The 17,197-nt window shown below is 61.5% G+C and carries 16 protein-coding genes and 1 pseudogene; 4 read left to right on the plus strand and 13 right to left on the minus strand.

The window, feature by feature from the left end; all coding sequences use genetic code 11:
* The first annotated feature begins 89 nt into the window (after nt 1–89).
* From H597_RS0121245 to H597_RS0121260, 4 genes are all read left to right on the plus strand, one after another.
* On the plus strand, nt 90–488 hold the full coding sequence (locus H597_RS0121245; protein ID WP_028103892.1) for a VOC family protein: 399 nt from the start codon (nt 90–92) through the stop codon (nt 486–488).
* 275 nt (nt 489–763) lie between these two features.
* Nucleotides 764–1,666 (plus strand): manganese catalase family protein, encoded by a 903-nt coding sequence (locus H597_RS0121250; RefSeq protein ID WP_028103893.1) that lies wholly within the window; start codon nt 764–766, stop codon nt 1,664–1,666.
* Nucleotides 1,650–2,543, plus strand: coding sequence for a ZIP family metal transporter (locus H597_RS0121255; RefSeq protein WP_028103894.1), 894 nt, complete (start codon nt 1,650–1,652; stop codon nt 2,541–2,543). Before H597_RS0121250 ends, H597_RS0121255 begins: the two co-directional genes overlap by 17 nt.
* Nucleotides 2,544–2,562: 19 nt before the next feature.
* On the plus strand, nt 2,563–3,084 hold the full coding sequence (locus tag H597_RS0121260) for a ferritin-like domain-containing protein (protein WP_035374848.1): 522 nt from the start codon (nt 2,563–2,565) through the stop codon (nt 3,082–3,084).
* A 94-nt stretch (nt 3,085–3,178) separates the two neighbouring features.
* Here the strand turns inward: H597_RS0121260 and H597_RS0121265 are convergent, their stop codons facing one another.
* The 13 genes and pseudogenes from H597_RS0121265 to H597_RS0121325 all read right to left on the minus strand — a co-directional run bounded on the left by H597_RS0121265 (nt 3,179) and on the right by H597_RS0121325 (nt 17,035).
* Nucleotides 3,179–4,216 carry an AI-2E family transporter gene (locus tag H597_RS0121265; RefSeq protein WP_154668210.1) on the minus strand — a complete coding sequence of 346 codons (1,038 nt, stop codon included), beginning with the start codon at nt 4,214–4,216 and terminating at the stop codon, nt 3,179–3,181.
* Between the two features lie 125 nt (nt 4,217–4,341).
* Complete coding sequence (locus tag H597_RS34300) at nt 4,342–4,581, minus strand: hypothetical protein (protein WP_229632224.1); 240 nt, start codon at nt 4,579–4,581, stop codon at nt 4,342–4,344.
* Between the two features lie 482 nt (nt 4,582–5,063).
* Complete coding sequence (locus tag H597_RS0121275) at nt 5,064–6,083, minus strand: NADP-dependent oxidoreductase (RefSeq protein ID WP_028103897.1); 1,020 nt, start codon at nt 6,081–6,083, stop codon at nt 5,064–5,066.
* 52 nt (nt 6,084–6,135) lie between these two features.
* Nucleotides 6,136–6,939 (minus strand): oxidoreductase, encoded by an 804-nt coding sequence (locus tag H597_RS0121280; protein WP_028103898.1) that lies wholly within the window; start codon nt 6,937–6,939, stop codon nt 6,136–6,138.
* 83 nt (nt 6,940–7,022) lie between these two features.
* Nucleotides 7,023–7,631: a TetR/AcrR family transcriptional regulator gene (locus H597_RS0121285; RefSeq protein ID WP_028103899.1), complete on the minus strand. Its 609-nt coding sequence runs from the start codon at nt 7,629–7,631 to the stop codon at nt 7,023–7,025.
* On the minus strand, nt 7,603–8,409 hold the full coding sequence (locus H597_RS31930; RefSeq protein WP_154668211.1) for a TetR/AcrR family transcriptional regulator: 807 nt from the start codon (nt 8,407–8,409) through the stop codon (nt 7,603–7,605). The genes H597_RS0121285 and H597_RS31930 overlap by 29 nt, the downstream gene beginning before the upstream one ends.
* Nucleotides 8,410–8,525: 116 nt before the next feature.
* Nucleotides 8,526–8,816: a ubiquitin family protein gene (locus H597_RS35040; RefSeq protein ID WP_154668212.1), complete on the minus strand. Its 291-nt coding sequence runs from the start codon at nt 8,814–8,816 to the stop codon at nt 8,526–8,528.
* Nucleotides 8,817–8,895: 79 nt separating this feature from the next.
* Nucleotides 8,896–9,877: pseudogene (locus tag H597_RS36295) on the minus strand (PAS domain-containing protein).
* Between the two features lie 9 nt (nt 9,878–9,886).
* Entirely contained in the window at nt 9,887–10,069 is a 183-nt protein-coding gene (locus H597_RS0121305; RefSeq protein ID WP_028103902.1) for a hypothetical protein, read from the minus strand.
* Nucleotides 10,070–10,083: 14 nt separating this feature from the next.
* Nucleotides 10,084–11,355 carry a patatin-like phospholipase family protein gene (locus H597_RS0121310; RefSeq protein WP_051294030.1) on the minus strand — a complete coding sequence of 424 codons (1,272 nt, stop codon included), beginning with the start codon at nt 11,353–11,355 and terminating at the stop codon, nt 10,084–10,086.
* A gap of 161 nt (nt 11,356–11,516) precedes the next feature.
* Nucleotides 11,517–12,872: a TolC family outer membrane protein gene (locus H597_RS0121315; protein ID WP_028103904.1), complete on the minus strand. Its 1,356-nt coding sequence runs from the start codon at nt 12,870–12,872 to the stop codon at nt 11,517–11,519.
* 12 nt (nt 12,873–12,884) lie between these two features.
* Complete coding sequence (locus H597_RS0121320) at nt 12,885–15,938, minus strand: efflux RND transporter permease subunit (protein ID WP_028103905.1); 3,054 nt, start codon at nt 15,936–15,938, stop codon at nt 12,885–12,887.
* Nucleotides 15,935–17,035 carry an efflux RND transporter periplasmic adaptor subunit gene (locus H597_RS0121325; RefSeq protein ID WP_028103906.1) on the minus strand — a complete coding sequence of 367 codons (1,101 nt, stop codon included), beginning with the start codon at nt 17,033–17,035 and terminating at the stop codon, nt 15,935–15,937. Before H597_RS0121325 ends, H597_RS0121320 begins: the two co-directional genes overlap by 4 nt.
* Between the last annotated feature and the right edge of the window lie 162 nt (nt 17,036–17,197).

Below are 17,197 nucleotides of genomic sequence, written 5' to 3' on the forward strand. Positions count from 1 at the left end.
ATTTGCCAACGCCTGTCGATTTTGGGCGCCGCCATCCGTCGGAGGAATGAGGCACCGATTGCCTATTCCACCTCAGCCAAGGAGACAGCATGAAACCACAGATCACCCTCAACTTGCCCGTGCAGGACCTGAACAAGTCCAAAGCCTTCTTTTCGGCGCTAGGCTTTACATTCAATGCCCGATTTAGCGGCGACAACGCGGCGTTCATGAGCGTCGTCGGCGACACGATCCAAGCCATGCTGACGACCGAGCCTTTCTTCAAGTCTCTGATCGACAAGCCCTTGGCGCCAGCCAGGGAAGCCAATGAACTCGTCATCTGCCTGAGCTGCGAAAGCCGCGAAGAAGTCGACACCCTCATCGCCAAGGCCGTCGCCGCCGGCGGCCGCACGCCGCATCCCCCGGAAGATCACGGCTTCATGTATGACCAGGGCTTCGAAGACATCGACGGACACCTTTGGAACCTGGTCTGGGTGGCACCGGAAGCTTAAGCTTTCCGCGCGGCGTTCCCTTACCCCGGTTTGTGAACTGACTGGGCGCACTACCGCGTGGCCGGACATTCCCTCATGTATTCCGCGGCGACGCGGTACGATCGCAGCCGACGCCTGCCAGTCGCCGAGAGAAATGGTTAAGCCCGGCGACTAACCGTGGTTTCGACATGCGGTCCCAGTCTTACATGGAAGGACGCGGACGGCCTATCCCCGCGCTCCCTTGCGCCCCCTATCATGGTCCCGAGCATCACCGACACCACGATGAGGAGGAGCCCATGTTTGCCCACAACAAGCGATTGCAGTACACCGTACGCGTCAGCGAAACCAACCCCGGTCTCGCCAACCTGATGCTGGAACAGTTTGGCGGCCCCCAGGGAGAATTGGCAGCCGCGTGCCGCTACTTTACCCAGGCCATCAGCGAGGACGACCCAGGGCGACGCGATATGTTATTCGACATCGCCACCGAAGAACTCAGCCACCTTGAAGTCATCGGCAACATCGTCGTCATGTTGAACAAGGGCGCGAAGGGCCGCCTGGCCGAGGGCGTCGAAGAACAGGGTGAACTGTACCGCGCCATTACGGGCGCCGGCAACGACAGCCACCTGACGCAGCTTCTTTACGGCGGCGGCGCGGCCCTGGTCAACTCGGCAGGCGTGCCGTGGAGTGCAGCCTATATCGATACGATAGGCGAACCGACGGCCGATCTACGCTCCAATATCGCGGCCGAAGCGCGTGCCAAGATCGTCTACGAACGCCTGATCAACCTGACCGAGGATCCCGGCGTTCGGGAAGCGCTCGGCTTCTTGATGACGCGCGAAATCGCGCACCAGAAGTCGTTCGAGAAAGCGCTGTATGCGATCGAGCCGAACTTCCCTCCCGGGAAAATGCCCGGCTCGCCCGAGTTCGCGAACGTCTACTTCGACATGTCGCAAGGCGGGCCGGAGGTTCGCGGGCCGTGGAACGACGGACCGAAGTGGCAAACCGTCAGCGGCCGGGATCAACAGCAAGCGGTCGATGGCGGCGACGGTTCCGCTTCTGCCGCGCTGTCCGAAGACGAAGCCGCCATCTTGGATCAAATGGCTGCGCGCACCATGTCCAACCCGAATGCCGATCCGCTCACCGGTGCGGAACTGGGCGCAGTCAAGTTGCCAGGCAATGGCGATGCACGCGCATCCTGAGCTCAGGCCCAGCCAGATACGGCGCGCCCTTGGCGCCGCGATCTGCCTGGCCGGAGCGCTGGTCGTGCTGCACAAGTTACTGGCCCTGCTTGCCGACTTGCCGCTACCGGCGCAGCAGGCATTGACAGGCGGTTTCTGGGCCGCCGCAGCCACCGCGGCCGGCACCTTGCCAATCATTCTGCCTGGTGCTTTCTCGCAGCGCTGCTATGACGCGGCGCTGGGGCTTGGGGGCGGCATCATGCTGGCGGCAACCTCGTTCTCGTTGGTGCTGCCCGCGCTTGCGGTCAGCCGCGGCAGTGGCGCGGGTCCGTTCAACGCCAGCCTGACGGTTGGCAGCGGCATCATGCTGGGCATGCTGCTGGTCGTCTTGCTCGGCCACCTGGTGCAATCGGAACGGGTGCTGGAAAGCAGCGGAGCCGATGATGGCCCCTCCGCCACCGCGCGTGCATGGTTATTCGTGACGGCTGTCGCCATTCACAACCTGCCCGAGGGTGTCGCCATCGGCGTCGGCTATGGCGGCGTCGATCTCGCCAAAGCCCACACCCTAGCCATGGGGATCGCCATCCAGGACATCCCCGAGGGGCTGGTTGTCGCCCTGGCCTTACGTGGCGTGGGCTACGGCCGCGGTTATGCGGCAGCTTTGGGCGCAGTATCCGGCCTGGTGGAACCGCTCGGGGCCGTCGCAGGCGCCCTGCTGATCGAAGCCAGCACCACGCTCCTGCCCTGGGGACTGGCTGGTGCGGCCGGCGCCATGTTGTACGTCATCTGCCACGACGTTGTACCGGAAGCCCAGCGGCGCGGCCATTGCAATATCGCTTCCAGCGCGCTGGTGGTCGGCTTCATCGTCATGATGGTGCTCGACACAGCGCTTTCATAATGACCGAACGGAGGACCTCATGACTGACGATGCAATCGCCCCAAGAGAACACCTGACTGATTGGCTACGCGACGCGCACGCCATGGAACAACAAGCCGAAGCCATGCTAAAAGCCATGGCGCAACGGCTTGAGCACTATCCGGACCTGCACAGCCGCGTGGTCGAACACCTGGGCGAAACGCGTTGGCAACGCGAGCAGCTGGAAGGCTGCCTGACCCGGCTTGGCAGCAGCCCGTCCACGGTAAAGGACATCACGGGAAAGCTGATGGCTTTTGGAGAAAGCGTCGTGGCGATGATGGCCAGTGATGAAGTAGTCAAGGGAGCAATGGCCGGCTATGTCTTCGAGCACATGGAAATTGCGAGCTACACAGTGCTGATCAAGGCCGCGGACACGGCAGGCGATCTGCAAACCAAGGGCGTCTGCGAACAGATCATCAAGCAGGAAGCCGCAATGGCCGAGTGGCTGCTGCAGCATTTGCCCGCCACGACCAGCAATTTCCTGTCGCGCTCAGCCAGGCCAGGCGTCGAGGCCAAGGTTTGACGCCGATCGATAGCGACGCCAGATGGCGGCGGTTGCCAGGCACTATGCCGGTACGGCAAAAACCAAACGGCGATTCCGCCCCTGGAAAGGTTATTTACCTCAACCAGCCGATGCGCCTCAAATCTGCCTTAATAAAGGCATAGATAACAGGTGCGGCGACCATGCCGGCTGGGCCGAACAGCAGTTCGAAGGTAAACAGCACGATGAGCAGCTCCCATGCCTTGGCGCCTATCTCATGGCCTTGGATACGCGCGTTGAGGAAGTATTCGAGCTTATGGATGAGGACCAAAAAACCCAGTGAGACAAGCGCAGCTGGAAATGCCACACTCAGCGCCAGGGTGCAGATGAGTGCGTTCGATAGCAGATTGCCGACCACCGGAATCAGGCCGAGGAGGAACGTCGCCAGAATCAGTGTTTTGGCGTATGGCAGGTGCCAACCGAGCAGTGGCATGACAATGAGCAGGAACGAGCCAGTCATGAACGCGTTGATGGCGGCAATCTTAGTTTGAGCCCATGCGACGTTCTTGAACGAGTTGGATAGCAGTGCCCACAGGCGGCTCCATTCGGCGAAGAAGACAGGCTGCGGTTCGCTTCCAGCCGCCGACGTTGACAAGCTGACCGCGGCGAGTACGCCTGTAATCCAGCCGATGAGCGTCAGCAGCAGGCTGTGCATAATATGCGACCCCAAGCCTGCCACCACATTGGCATGCTCCTTTAGGGCACCAGCGGCCATTGCGCGCAGTTCCAATAACGAATCAGGGAGGTACACCGCCAAGCCCTCCGGCAGATATTGTTTTACTTGCGACACGGTCTCCGCCAGCGTGAGCATGAACGCGCGCAGGGATTCGCCACCAAGGAATTGGGCAACCAGGACGCTGGTCACGGCCAACACCGCCAGCGAACCCACGCCGACGATGACGCCGGACAGCAGTTCGTGCGAAAGCAACTTGCGATTACGGTCCCAGCGGCGCAACCTTGTCAGCAAGGTGCGCGTGAGCACGAAGGCTAGCAGCCCGGCCAGCAAGGCCGGAACGGTGTGCACAACCAGGGCGCCGAGGATACAGAGGGTAAATAGGCCGCCAGCCACCATGTGAGGGACGGAGATTTTATGCTCAGTGCTGATAGTATTCAATCGGACGATTCCATGACTTGTTTGAGGCGAGCTTGCACGCGCGACTTTGGACCTGCTGTGGGGCGCTTTCCTTTGCTTGGTCAGAATCCACCTTCCAATGCGTTTGGCGCCCCCCAGGGGATATATCAAGCACTATTTGAGGGCCTCTTCTTCATTTTTTCAACCTTCGCCTTTAGCTTTTCGTGGGCCAGAATTTCTCGCACCAGGTTCCATACGGTTTCAGGCATTGGGCGATGATCATTGGACGACTCAGGAAGCAGCCATTTGTCCAGCGTTCGTCGCGCGCAACCAAGCCGGACAGCGAATGCATCCCGCGTCATGCCCAGTTCCACCATAGCCGACAGTAAAAACTCATTTTGCGTCATTAGCTGTCTGTATGTATATCCCCTGTGGGGATAGTACATCATTACATCGATTCAAGGCCACTGGGTATGGCATGACCACGGATGGCAATGGCAACCTGGGCATTGGTACCAAGGCTACGCGCGTCCGAGGCCCCTAGTAATCGTTGAGATTCCAGGTCACTGGAGTTAGCACCAAAATGAATGGGAATGGTCACGTGGACATTGGGAACGGTAAGTCTGGTCGGGAATTTACTTCCAGCCTACGCGCTTCGTCGGACATGCACCGCCGCCATAAAGTTCGCAGGCCCTTCCGGACCGCGAAATTATCCAACGGCAACGAGGCTGGATTTTGCTGTTCAGGTCAAAACTAATACCCCGTTTGCAGGCGGTCCAAGAATCAAAGGGCAACGGCTTTGCATGCCGTTTTATGCTGGGGACTCAACACTTAGTTCCTGCTACCAAATTGCTAGTGCTGAGTTTTCCTCCGGTTTGTGCGTACGGAGTCAACTTTCTGCCACGGGCTTGACCAGCTGTACAACCACCTTGCCTTTTGCCCTGCCTTGCCCCAGGTATGCGAGCCCTTCCTTCGCCTGTGCAAATGGGAATACTTTATCGACGACAGGATGCAAGCGTGACGCTGCAAGATGTTCGCCGATTTTTGCCAATCGCTCGCCATCAGGTCGCACGAACAGGAACGAGTAGTTGGCACCACGCTTCTTTGCCATGCGAATGATTTTTCGGCTCAATAGGCTGAACACGAACTTCATCAGAAAATTCATTCCGCGCTTCTGGGCGAATGCCGCGTCGGGCGGTCCTATCAAGGAAACGATGCTGCTGCCCGGCCTGACGACCTGCAGCGACTTTTCCAGTTCGCCGCCGCGCAGTGTGCCAAGCACCACGTCGTAGTCACGCAGAAGCTCTTCGAATTGTTGCTTCTTGTAGTCGACCACTTCGTCCGCACCGAGCTGACGAACGAATTGCACATTCGGCGTGCTGGTCGTCGTCGCGACTTTTGCGCCGAGCAGCTTGGCCAGCTGGATCGCAAACGAGCCAATGCCACCGGCGCCTGCAGGAATCAATACTTTCTGGCCCGGCTGCACCTTGGCTCGTTCAGCCAGCGCTTGCCACGATGTGAGCCCCACCATCGGCACCGACGCAGCCTGTACAAAGTCCAGGTTCTCCGGCTTGAGCGCAGCAGCGTGCTCGGGCACCGCCGCGTACTCCGCTAGCGCGCCGACGCCCAGGTCGAAGGTGCTGGCGAACACCGCGTCGCCAACCTTGAAGCGGGTCACACGGCTCCCTACCTCGACGACAACGCCCGCAAGATCGCTGCCCATCGTCGCCGGCAGCTGCAGTTTGATGATAGGTTTAAAGCTTCCCGTTGGGATCACGTTATCGATCGGATTCAAGCCTGCCGCGTGGACCTGGACCAGGATTTCATCCGGCCTGATGGTTGGCCGCGGAAGGTCCGCGAACTCGACATGCTTTGCGCCGCCGTAACGCTTTAAGACTAATGCTTTCATTGTGTGGTTCCCTGGTGAGTGGCGAATGAGTGCTTCGGACCTGCGCAGCGCGTTACGCCAGACTCAGGTCCCTGCGCAGCCCGGCATCGACCAGCCGCGCTGGTGCGAACGAGCGCAGCAATCGCAGGCGCTTTGCAAGAACACCAGCGGTGTAGCGCAGTTTGGGCCTGCGAGCCAGCGCTGCTTCCAATACCGTTTCGGCAACCACACCCGGCCCTTCAGCGCCGGCCATCGCTTCCTGCACCCGGCGGGCGACGACGTCACGTACTTCGCCGTACGCTTCCAGCTTGGCATCAGGCTCCAGTAAGTTGGCGTCGAATGGCGTCTTGGTATACGCCGGCTCGATCACGATTGACCGGATGCCCCAGTTACGCAATTCGTGGTCCAGCGATTCCGAGTAGCCTTCAATGGCATGCTTGCTGGCCGCATACAGCGCACCGTATGGCATAGGCAGAAAACCCAGCACGGAACCGATGTGCACAATGCGTCCTGTTCCTCTCGCCCGCATGTGGGGCAGCACTGCGCGCGTCATGCGTACCACGCCAAAAAAGTTGGTGTCGAAGATCGCCTGAGCTTGTTTGATCGAGCTTTCCTCAGCCCCCGCGGGAGCTACACCGAACCCGGCGTTATTGACCAGCAAGTCAATGCCGCCTTCAGCCGCAATCACGGTCGCGACCGCGGCGCGCACCGAATCGTCGCTGGTGACATCGAGCGACAACATCTGGAACGTCGCCTGCGCCCCTTGGGTGCCCCGCCGGCTGGTGCCATACACCTTGAAGCCGGCTCGCGACAGGCGCGTTGCCGTCGCCTCGCCAATCCCGGACGAAGCGCCGGTAACCAAAGCGATTTTTTTCATTGCGCCAGTTCCTCTCACGTTGAATAAAATATGATGCACATCATATTCATTATTAAAAAAATGGGCCAACCACTGGCCCTACCTCACTTTGCGACCGGTGAAAATTGTTTAAGCGCGGCAGCGCAAAGTGCCTGCGACAGCTTGGGATCATCGACCGCCCGCGCCACCATTGTTGTGCCAATCAAGGCACACACCAGCGCCATTGCCCGCTCATGCGCCTGGGGCTGCCCCCAGTCCGGCAATTGACGCGCAAACAAATCGATCATTTCCTTGATGTGGATGGTCGCCGCGCGCCTGACTTCCGGCGCCTGCCTCGGCATCTCCGATCCCAGCGCAGAGACCGGACAACCGGTCTCGATCGCCGCTATGTGCTCTGGAGACAGATAAGCCTGCATCATTGCCTGCAGCGCTTGCCCCGGCGGAGCCGCCGCCGCGACACGAGCTGCCAGCGCAACCGATTCGGCACCAGCGCGATCCCCTGCTTCTGCAAGCAGCGCATCGCGCGATTCAAAGTGCGCATAGAAGCCGCCGTGCGTCAGGCCAGCCTCTTTCATGATGTCGGCCACACCGGTACCGCTGTAGCCGGTGCGGCGAATGGCGCGCGCAGCGACTTCCACGATACGTTCGTGCGTTTCTTCTTTGCGACTTGGCAACGTTGATGTGTTAGATTTCTTCCGCATGATGGTCATCATATACCATTTCCGCGAAATGCGCATAAATCGTGAAGAGTCCAGGCAATTCCGGAGGGCCCCGCACAACCTGCGCGTTGGCCCGGCTTTCAGGAGCTGCCGAGCCAGAAGCAATCAAACAGTCGCTTGCCTTGCTTGGATTAGTCCATAACATGTGCATAAAGACCGGTGCGAGTAACACTTGCGTCATGGCCGCAATGTCCTGCAGTTCGAATTCATTGTTTGCGAGACCTCGGTTCAGCGCAAAACTAATCAGACTACTCCCGCGGCGAATCACCTCATTGTTGTAGCATTGTGTCAACTCAGGGAAGTTTCCTCCCTCCGCCAAGATGAGCCTTGTGAGTCCAGCCAGTGAACCCGCCGACGATCCGAGTAGCCATCCCGTCAGCAACTTGACCAGGAACTCAGAACTGCATCCTTCGAATTCCCGACCGCACATCTCGGCATCGTTTAGGATACTGTCAAGAGTGCCTTGTACCACCGCCGAAAACAACGCGGCTTTATTGGAACAGTATAGATACAGCGTCCCCTTCGACACTCCCACCTCTTTTGCCACGTCTTCCAAACGCGTACCGGCATACCCACGCTCGCTAAAATGCCGCCAGGCCGCTGCCAGCAATTCGGGGGGGCGTGCATTCTTGCGCCGCGCCCAACGGGGTTTCGAAGGCTGATGCTCTAAATTTTGACTCATCTTCAATGGTGTCTCATCCAGCACTAGAATTCTGCTTCTTCCATATTCGGCATCAAAGTTTGTGGCTGGCTCGAGAACGCCGCGACTCAAAGCCTCTCCATTCACACAATTTTTGTTTGGGCCGATGCCTGGGTCGCACTTCAGCAATTTCTCGAGTTCAGGCGCCTCGCTCTCGCTGGCCGCGAAAGTGCAGCCCTGAAGGCCAATTACCCCAGTGCGTAGCGTTCATACTGCCGTGGCTCGGCCAGGCTTCGCGGAATCGACAGGGAACCACGCCCTGGCAACACTGCGCGATGGTCGCGGCTGGCCAAAATCTCTTCCAGTCCGTCCCGCAGGTATTGGCCCAGGGTCGGCTGTCGTACCCTGCCGCCGACCAGGAAACTCCCTTCGAGCACCAGGCCATCCTCGAATTGCACACGTACCTGGCATGCGGCTTTGCGCAGAGTGGCCTTCGACCATTCCGTCACCAGATACTCCGCCGCCCTTAGGTCGTTCACGATCCCACTTGGCGCGTGCTGTCGCGACGCAGGTGAACTTTGCAGATTTCAATCAGCTCGTCCATAAGCACTCCTCGTTTCATTTGGCGGCACGGCGTGCGCGCAGCGCGTCGCCACGCACGCCGCCATGCAAGCGTTGCACCCTGCCCTCGCTGCGGCCGGCCGCCAGCCTGAACAGGCCGTACGCGGCGCGCATGCGTTCGGCCTGCTCATGCAGGCTGTCGGCAGCCGCTGCGGCCTGTTCCACCATGGCGGCGTTCTGCTGGGTATTGCGGTCCATTTCCGCCACGGCGCGGTTGATATGGTCAATTCCGCTGCTTTGCTCAGCGCTGGCGGCGGCCATATCGGCCATGATGCCCTCGATCTGGCGCACCGAAGCCACAATGCTGTCCATGGTGGCACCGGCCTCGCCCACCAGGCGGTCGCCCACTTCCAGCTGCTGCACGGTAGCATCGATCAGGCGCTTGATATCCTTGGCTGCACCAGCGGAACGCTGCGCAAGGCTGCGCACTTCGCTCGCCACCACGGCAAAGCCCCTGCCCTGCTCGCCGGCCTTGGCCGCTTCCACCGACGCATTCAGGGCCAGCAGGTTGGTCTGAAAGGCTATGCCATCAATCAGTCCGATGAATTCCTCGATGCTCTTGCCGGCCTTGCTGATTTCTCTGCTGCGCAAAGCGCGCTCGGCCTGTTCTACCTCGTGCCGCAACGGCTTGCGGCGCACCGACAAGTAGCCGGTTGCGATGCCCCCCCTCCAGCATCGGAGTTACGCTAGCTTCTACCCAATAGTAGCCTCCGTCTTTGCGCCGGTTCTTGACCAGGCCAGTCCACGGCAATCCCGATTGCAGGGTGTGCCACATGTCGTAGAAGGCTTCTGGCGGCATGTCGGGATGGAGCACCAGGTTGTGCGGGGCGCCAATCAGTTCCTGTTCGCTGAAGCCGCTCACTTCGATGAAGTACGGATTGACGTAAGTAATTCGCCCATTCAAGTCAGTCTTCGATACGATGTATTTGCCGTCGGCCACCGGGAACTCAATACCGGTCACAGGGAGGTTGTTTCGCATAATATTTGGTCAAAATTCGCTCGAGTTGATCGGCGCCGGTTCCGCATCTGCCACGTTTTGATGAATGGGCAAGCGGCCCCTGTGGTCGAGTCGGAAGAAGTCAATCGCCGGCTGGAACGGCGAGGTATGCACCTCTTCGCGGCCTCCGCGCGTTGGCAATTCGGCGGCGGGCTGTTTGACGGCAGTAGTCATGCCAGGTCTCCTCATCATGGTCCGCCCTCCGTGGGAACAGCACCAGTTGCTGGCGGCGGCAAACTGGCGCGCAAACGCCGGAATTCGGGCGACAGGCGCAACGCGGCGCGGCCCGCCTCCTGCAATTGCCTGACCTGCCATGGCAGGATGGTCAACGCAGTCGGCACCTGGAGCAGGCGGCTACGCGTTGCCCCGTCCTGAACTTGCCGCAGGCTGACACTAATGATGTAAAGATCGGCATCGGCGGCAAACGGGCTGTCTGCCTGGCCGCGCAAGGACAGCAGCTCATTCCTCCAGCGCTCGGCGTTATCACTCATCTCCGCCAGCGTCTCGCTAGTGGCGCGCGAGCCCGCGCCAAACACCAGCGCATTGAGCACCTGTCCAGTACCGGGGACCTGGTCGCTGCGATCGATGCGCTCGCCCAAATCACGCTCCGAATTCACGCTCACCAGCACGATCTTGTGCACCGAGCCGGTCGGCAGGTGCTTGAAGGCGGCATCCAGCCGACCGCTGGCCACGGCACGCACCAGCAGGCCGCGCACACCGAGGTTATCAATCAGGCCGCCGTCGACCAAGTGGAGGTACGGTCGCTCGTCTGCATCAAGGTAGCTGTGCACACTGGCTTGCAAGAGGCGCGCCTGCAGGTTGCTTTGCTCGGCCACGCTGGCCGCCAGTTGCTGCGTCTGCGGGCACTGGCCGGCATAGTTGCGCAGGGTGATCGGGCTCAACAGCAAGGGCACCGCCGATGAAGCCGCAACCGCGTAGGACAGCGGGACGCTGCCCAGGTCGGAGCAGATCAGCCCGAACTGAGCCGACGTGAACTCGAACGGCGCGCCCGTTGTCAGGTCCGTGGCCGTGACCAGCAGGCGGGGGCCAGCACGCCCGCCTTTCAGGTCGGCGAACGTGCGACCACGATACAGTTTGTCGAGCTTTTCCGCGAGAACGTTGCTGCGGCCGTACCACGGTGAGCTGATCCGGTACAGCGAGTGCGGCGACAATGCGTGGCTGATGACTCCGCCCTGGAAGTCCTGCAGCAGGAACTCGTCTTCGAACCGGCTGAATGTTTCATCGCCAAAGGCCGCGTAGTAAGTCGCCAGGACGCTGCCGCCCGACACCCCGCTGATCAGCCCCATTTCGTCCATCAAGGTGGTCTGCCGCCCCTCCCAATGGAAACTGCTCGCTTTGAGCTCGCGCAGGACGCCAAGACCGAAGGCGGCAGCGCGGGCGCCACCTCCGGACAGCGCGACGGCGCCGACGATGGACGAGTTACCGTTGTCCTCAGCCATCAACCGCGTCGACGCCGGTTCAGTGCTGGTGACGAGCGGCTGATTGACCCAGGGCTTCATGCTGGAGCAGGCCGCCAGCCACAAGAAGGCGGTTGCCGTGGCAAGCCGGCGCAGGCAGCGTATCGCCGGATGGGGGAATGGCTGGCAGTTCACTGTCGCTCCTAGTGCGCGAGCCAGGGAGCCAGGCCCCGCAGCGTGTCTTCGTCCAGCTGGCCTGCCGCCCCTGCCAAGCGCAAGCGCCCCAGCAGGTAGTCGGCGCGGCCCTGCACCAAGTCCAGCTCGGCGGCAAACAGCCGCTGCTGCGCATCCAGCACGTCAAGTGCCGTGCGCGTACCCACGTCTCGGCCGCGTGTAGTGGCCTCCAGCGCGCTGCGCGCCGACTGTAGCGCCTGCTCTTGGGCCGCGATGCGCGAAACGCCGGTCGTCACCGCCAGGTATCCCTCTTGCACCTTCAGGCGCACGTCGCGCTGGGCCGCCGCCAGCTCCTGCTCGGCTTGCGAAAGACGCGCCACGGATTCGCGCTGGCGCGAATCGAGCGCACCGCCCGCATATAGCGGCACGTTCAACACCAGGCCGATCGCGCCGGTACGGTCGCCATCAGGCGCCACCAGTGGCGACAGGCTGCCGCTTTGCTGCTTGGCACCGTAGCTGGCAACCAGTTCCAGGGTCGGCCGGCCCGACAGGCGGTGTTTTGCCAGTTCGGCGCTGGCCATGGTGCGCTCGGATTGTTTGGCCAGCACCAAGGTATTGTTGTGCTCGCCACGCTGCTGCCAGTCGTTCAGCGCTGCCGGCTCCGGTGGCAGCGGCACGAAACGCGCGGCCAGCGGCGCCAGGTGCTGCGGCGCCACGCCGGTCGTTTCCTGGAACTGCGCTCGGCGCAGTTCCAGCAGCGACTGCGCGGCCACTTCACGGGTAACGACACCGTCCAGCCGCGCCTGGGCCTCCTCTACGTCGGTGATGCGCCCCTGACCGACCTCAAAACGGGCCTGTGCGCGGTCGCGCTGGTGGCGCACCGCATTCAACTCCGCCTGCACCACACGCAGTGTCTCCTCCGCGACCAGCACGCCAAAATAGGCTTCCGCAACACGCAGCGCCAGCCCCTGGCGGGCAGCCGTGAACTGGGTTTGCGCCAGTGTTGACTGTTCGTGCATCTGACGCTTGTTGGCAGCTGCGCTGCGGTCATACAGCGGCTGGGCCAACTGCACGCTGGCCTGTCGCGCTGTTCCGCTGCTGCTTTCAGGCATCAGGAGCGATGCCGGCGGTGCCACCTCTCCGCTTTGGCGGTTGTGGATACGGCTGGCGCCAGCCACCAGGTTTACCCGCGGCAGCAACAGGGCATCGCCCTGCACCGCTTTCTCACGCCCCGCCGCCAGGGCATAGTCGGACGCCTGGCTGGCCGGATCATTCACCAGCGCCTGGCGAAAGGCGTCCGCCACGTCCATCGCCATAGCGGAAGCGCCGTGCAGCACCAGCAACAGGCCCAAAGCGGCGGGCAAGGTCTTCAGTTTCATCGTCATTGGAAATTCTCCTTAGGCGGTTGCCGGGCGCTGGGCACGGTATACCGCCGCATACAGGGCCGGCAGGAAGATCAGGGTCAGCAAGGTGGCTACGGTCAGGCCGCCCATGATGGCCCAGGCCATCGGGCCCCAGAACACCGAGTGGGTCAGCGGAATCATTGCCAGGATGGCTGCCAGCGCGGTCAGCACGATCGGACGCAGCCGGCGTACCGCGGATTCGACAATGGCATGCCAAAGCGGCGTGCCTTTGGTCACGTCTTCGTCGATCTGCACGACCAGAATCACCGAATTGCGGATGATCATGCCTGCCAGCGCAATGACGCCCAGCATTGCGACGAAGCCAAACGGAATCTGGAAGGCAGCCATGATCAGGGACACGCCAATCAGGCCAAGCGGCGCGGTCAACAACACCAGGGCCATCTTCTTCATGTTTTGCAGTTGCACCATCAGCAGCAACAGCACGACCACGACGGTCACCGGCATCACCGCAAACACGGAAGCCTGAGCTTTGGCGCTCGATTCGGCGGCGCCGCCTACTTCGATGCCGTAGCCGATCGGCAGTTCCTTGTTCAACGCGTCCAGTTGGGGCGTCAGGGCGTTCGTGACGTCCGGCGCCTGCGCTCCCGAGATATCAGCACGAACGGTCAGGGTCGGAATGCGGTTGCGCCGCCACAGCACACTCTCTTCGCTGTCCAACGTGATGCGCGCCAACTGCGACACCGGCACAAACTTCCCTTCGCGCAAGTAGATCTTGGCATCCTTCAGGTTATTCAGGTCGGTGCGTTCGGCGGCCACCAGGCGGGCCATCACGGCGATCGACTGGTCTTCTTCGCGATAGTGGGTCACCGTGGTGCCGGACAGCGATGCCTGCAGGGCCGCCTTGATTTGCACCGAGCTCACACCTAGCGCCCGCGCTTTATCCTGGTCGACATCCACCCGTACACGCTTCACACGCTCGCCCCAGTCTTCGTTCACGGCTCGCACGTGCGGGTTGCTGCGTACGATCGCGCCGACCTTGGCGGCAATTTCGCGCACTTTGGCCGGTTCGTTACCGTACACACGGAACTGCACCGGGTAGCCAACGGGCGGACCGTTTTCGAGCCGGTTGACGCGGCCACGCACGTTGGCAAAGCGTTCGTCCAGCAGCTTGCGCAGCCTGGCCACCGCACGCTCACGCGCCTCCCCGCCCTTGGTCATGATCATCATCTCGCCCAGGTTCAGGTTCGGCGTCTGCACATCCAGCGGCAGATAGAAGCGCGGTGCGCCTTCGCCGACGAAACTGGTGACGGCCTCGATATCGGGATCAGCCTTGAGCGCCTGCTCCAGCGCGCGTACTTCACGCTCGCTTGCTTCAAAGGTAGAGGCTTCCGGCATCCACAGGTCAACCATCACTTCGGGCCTGTCGGAAGCCGGGAAAAACTGCTGCGGCACCGCCTTGAATATCGCCAGCGAGGCAACAAAAGCGGCCAGCGTGACGGCAATCACCCAGCCGCGACGGCGCAGGCAAAAGTCGACGAAACCACGGAACTTGACGTAGAAGCCGCGCTGGTAAACCGCTTCCTCATCATGGTGGGCATGCGCCTCCTCCTTCAGCAGCTTGAAGCCGATATACGGCGTGAACAGCACAGCCACTACCCACGACAGGATCAGCGAGATACCGACCACCTGGAACAGGGAATAGACGTATTCGCCGGTACCGGACTTGGCAAAGCCAACCGGGAGGAAGCCGGCGGCCGTGATCAGGGTACCCGTCAGCATCGGGAAGGCGGTAGCCGTGTAGGCGAAGGTGGCGGCGCGGAACTTGTCCCAGCCCTGCTCCAGCTTGAGCTGCATCATCTCCACCGCGATGATGGCATCGTCCACCAGCAGGCCCAAGGCAATGATCAATGCGCCGAGCGAAATGCGCTGCAGTTCGATCCCCATCAGGTACATCGCGAGGAAGGTCATGCCAAGCACCAGGGGAATGCATAGCGCTACCACGAGCCCTGGACGCATGCCGAGCGACAGGAAACTCACTGCCAGCACAATCAGTACCGCTTCGGCCAGGCTCTTCTTGAATTCGTGCACGGACTCCTCGACCACGCGCGGCTGGTCGCTGATCGCATGTAGTTCTACCCCGACAGGAATGCTGGCCTGAATGCGCTTGACCGTGGCGTCGAGCTGGTGGCCCAGGCTGATCACGTCGCCCCCCTTGCGCATGCTGACCGCGAGGCCCAGTGCGGGATGTCCATTAAAACGCATCCGCATGACAGCGGGCTCCGCAAATCCGCGCATCACTTCAGCGATATCGCCCAACCGGAAAGTGCGTTGTCCGGCACGGATGCCGATGGCGCGGATGTTTTCCACCGAATCGAATTCGCCGCTGACGGTAATGCGCACCTGCTCAGCGTTGGTCTGCACCGTGCCGGCGGCCGCCACTGCATTGGCTTGCGCCAGCGTCGCGCCAATCATTGCAGGGTCCAGGCCGAGGGAAGCCAACTTGGCGGTCGACATCTCGACAAAGATCTTTTCCTCCTGCTTGCCCACCAGCTCCACCTTGTTGACGTCGCCGACGCGCAGGAATTCGTTGCGCGCCGCATCGGCCATCTTACGCAGGTCCGCGTAGTCGTAGCCGTCGCCGGTGATGGCGTACATATTGCCGTAGGTGTCGCCGAATTCGTCGTTAAAGAATGGGCCCTGAACGCCTTGCGGCAGCGTATGACCAACATCGGCCAGCTTCTTGCGGATCTGGTACCACACGTCCGGCACCTTCGACGGCGGCACCGCTTCGCGCAAATTGATCTTGATCAGCGTCTCGCCTGGCTTGACATAGGTCGACATGTAGTCGATTTCCGCCACGCCTTGCAGCTTGCGCTCCAGCGGGTCGGTCACCTGGTCCGCCATCTGCTGCGCCGAACTGCCCGGCCAGTTCGTTTGCACTACCATCGTCTTGATGGTGAAGTCAGGGTCTTCCTTTTGACCGAGACGGGTATAGGCGAGGATGCCGGTCACCGACAGCAACAACAGCAGGAAGGCAATCATCTGCTGGTGCTTCAGCGCCCACTCGGACAGATTGAGTCCTTTCATTTGGCGCCTCCCGCCAGCAGCACATGCTGGCCTGGCTGCAGCATGTGCACGCCGGCCGTCACCACAGTTTCACCGCCTGCCAGTCCGCCCGTCACCAGCACGCTGTCGTTCTGCGCGCTGCCGAGTTTCACATCCCGCGCCGCGACCTTATTGGTTTTCGGGTCGACAATCCAGACCGTGCGTTTGCCGTCGCCGTCGCCGTCGCCGTCGATGATCGCCGTCAGCGGCAGGCGGATCGCGCGCTTGCCTTCCACATCCGGCGCCAGCACCGACGCCGTCATACCAAGTCGCAACAACGCCGGGTCAGGCTGAACGATCGAGATGCGCGCAGAATAGGTGCGGGTCACGCTGTCCGTGTCCGGCGCAAGTTCGCGCAAGGTGCCTTCCCAGCTTTTTCCTGGATGGGCCCACACCGAAACCTGCAGCTTGCGCGCCAGGCGCAGTTCGTCGACGCGCGACTCGGGAATGCTGATCGCCACCTCGCGTTCGCCATCCGATGCCACGACAGCAACTGGCTGTCCAGCGGCAACGACTTGTCCGGCTTCGGCGTGCAGCGCGCTGACCACGCCATCGCGGTCCGCCAGCAAGGTGGTATAGCCGCGCTGGTTAGCGTTCAATTGCTGGCGCGCCAGGGCGGCGCGCAATTGCGACTCAGCCTGCTGCAATGCAAGGCGCTGGTGCTCCACTTCGGCCTGCGAGGCAAATTGACGTGCCTGCAGCGCCTCGGCGCGCTGCACATCGACCTTGGCCTGTTCGACACGGCTGCGCGCGCCATCCACATCGGCGCCGGCGGCAGCCAGTTGCAGGCTTTCCTGCGCGGGATCCAGCTGCATCAGCGGCTGGCCACGCTTGACATGGCTGCCCACCTCCACCAGGCGTGCCACGATCTTGCCGCCAGTACGGAAGCCTAGCTGGCTTTCGTAGCGCGCCCGGATCTCGCCGGAATAGCTGGCGCCAACGGTGCCGTCACTCTGCCCGGCCACGACGGTGCGCACCGGACGCACCTCCTCATGCTTGGCAACTGGGGGTTTGGAACAACCTGCCAACACGCTTGCTACGGCGATTACCAGGGCGGCCTTTCGAAAATTCAGGTTCACTTGAGATGTCCTCCGATGTCAGATGGAGCTCAATATACACCATAACGACGCACATGTCATTATGACGTTTGAGTCAAATTGACATTGAGGACATTTTTCCGAAATGCAAGAAGACGCAGCGGCAGGCGCTTAGCGCCGGCCGCGGGTCGAGATGGTGAGGAC

Source organism: Pseudoduganella violaceinigra DSM 15887, from assembly GCF_000425385.1.
GTDB lineage: Bacteria > Pseudomonadota > Gammaproteobacteria > Burkholderiales > Burkholderiaceae_D > Rugamonas > Rugamonas violaceinigra.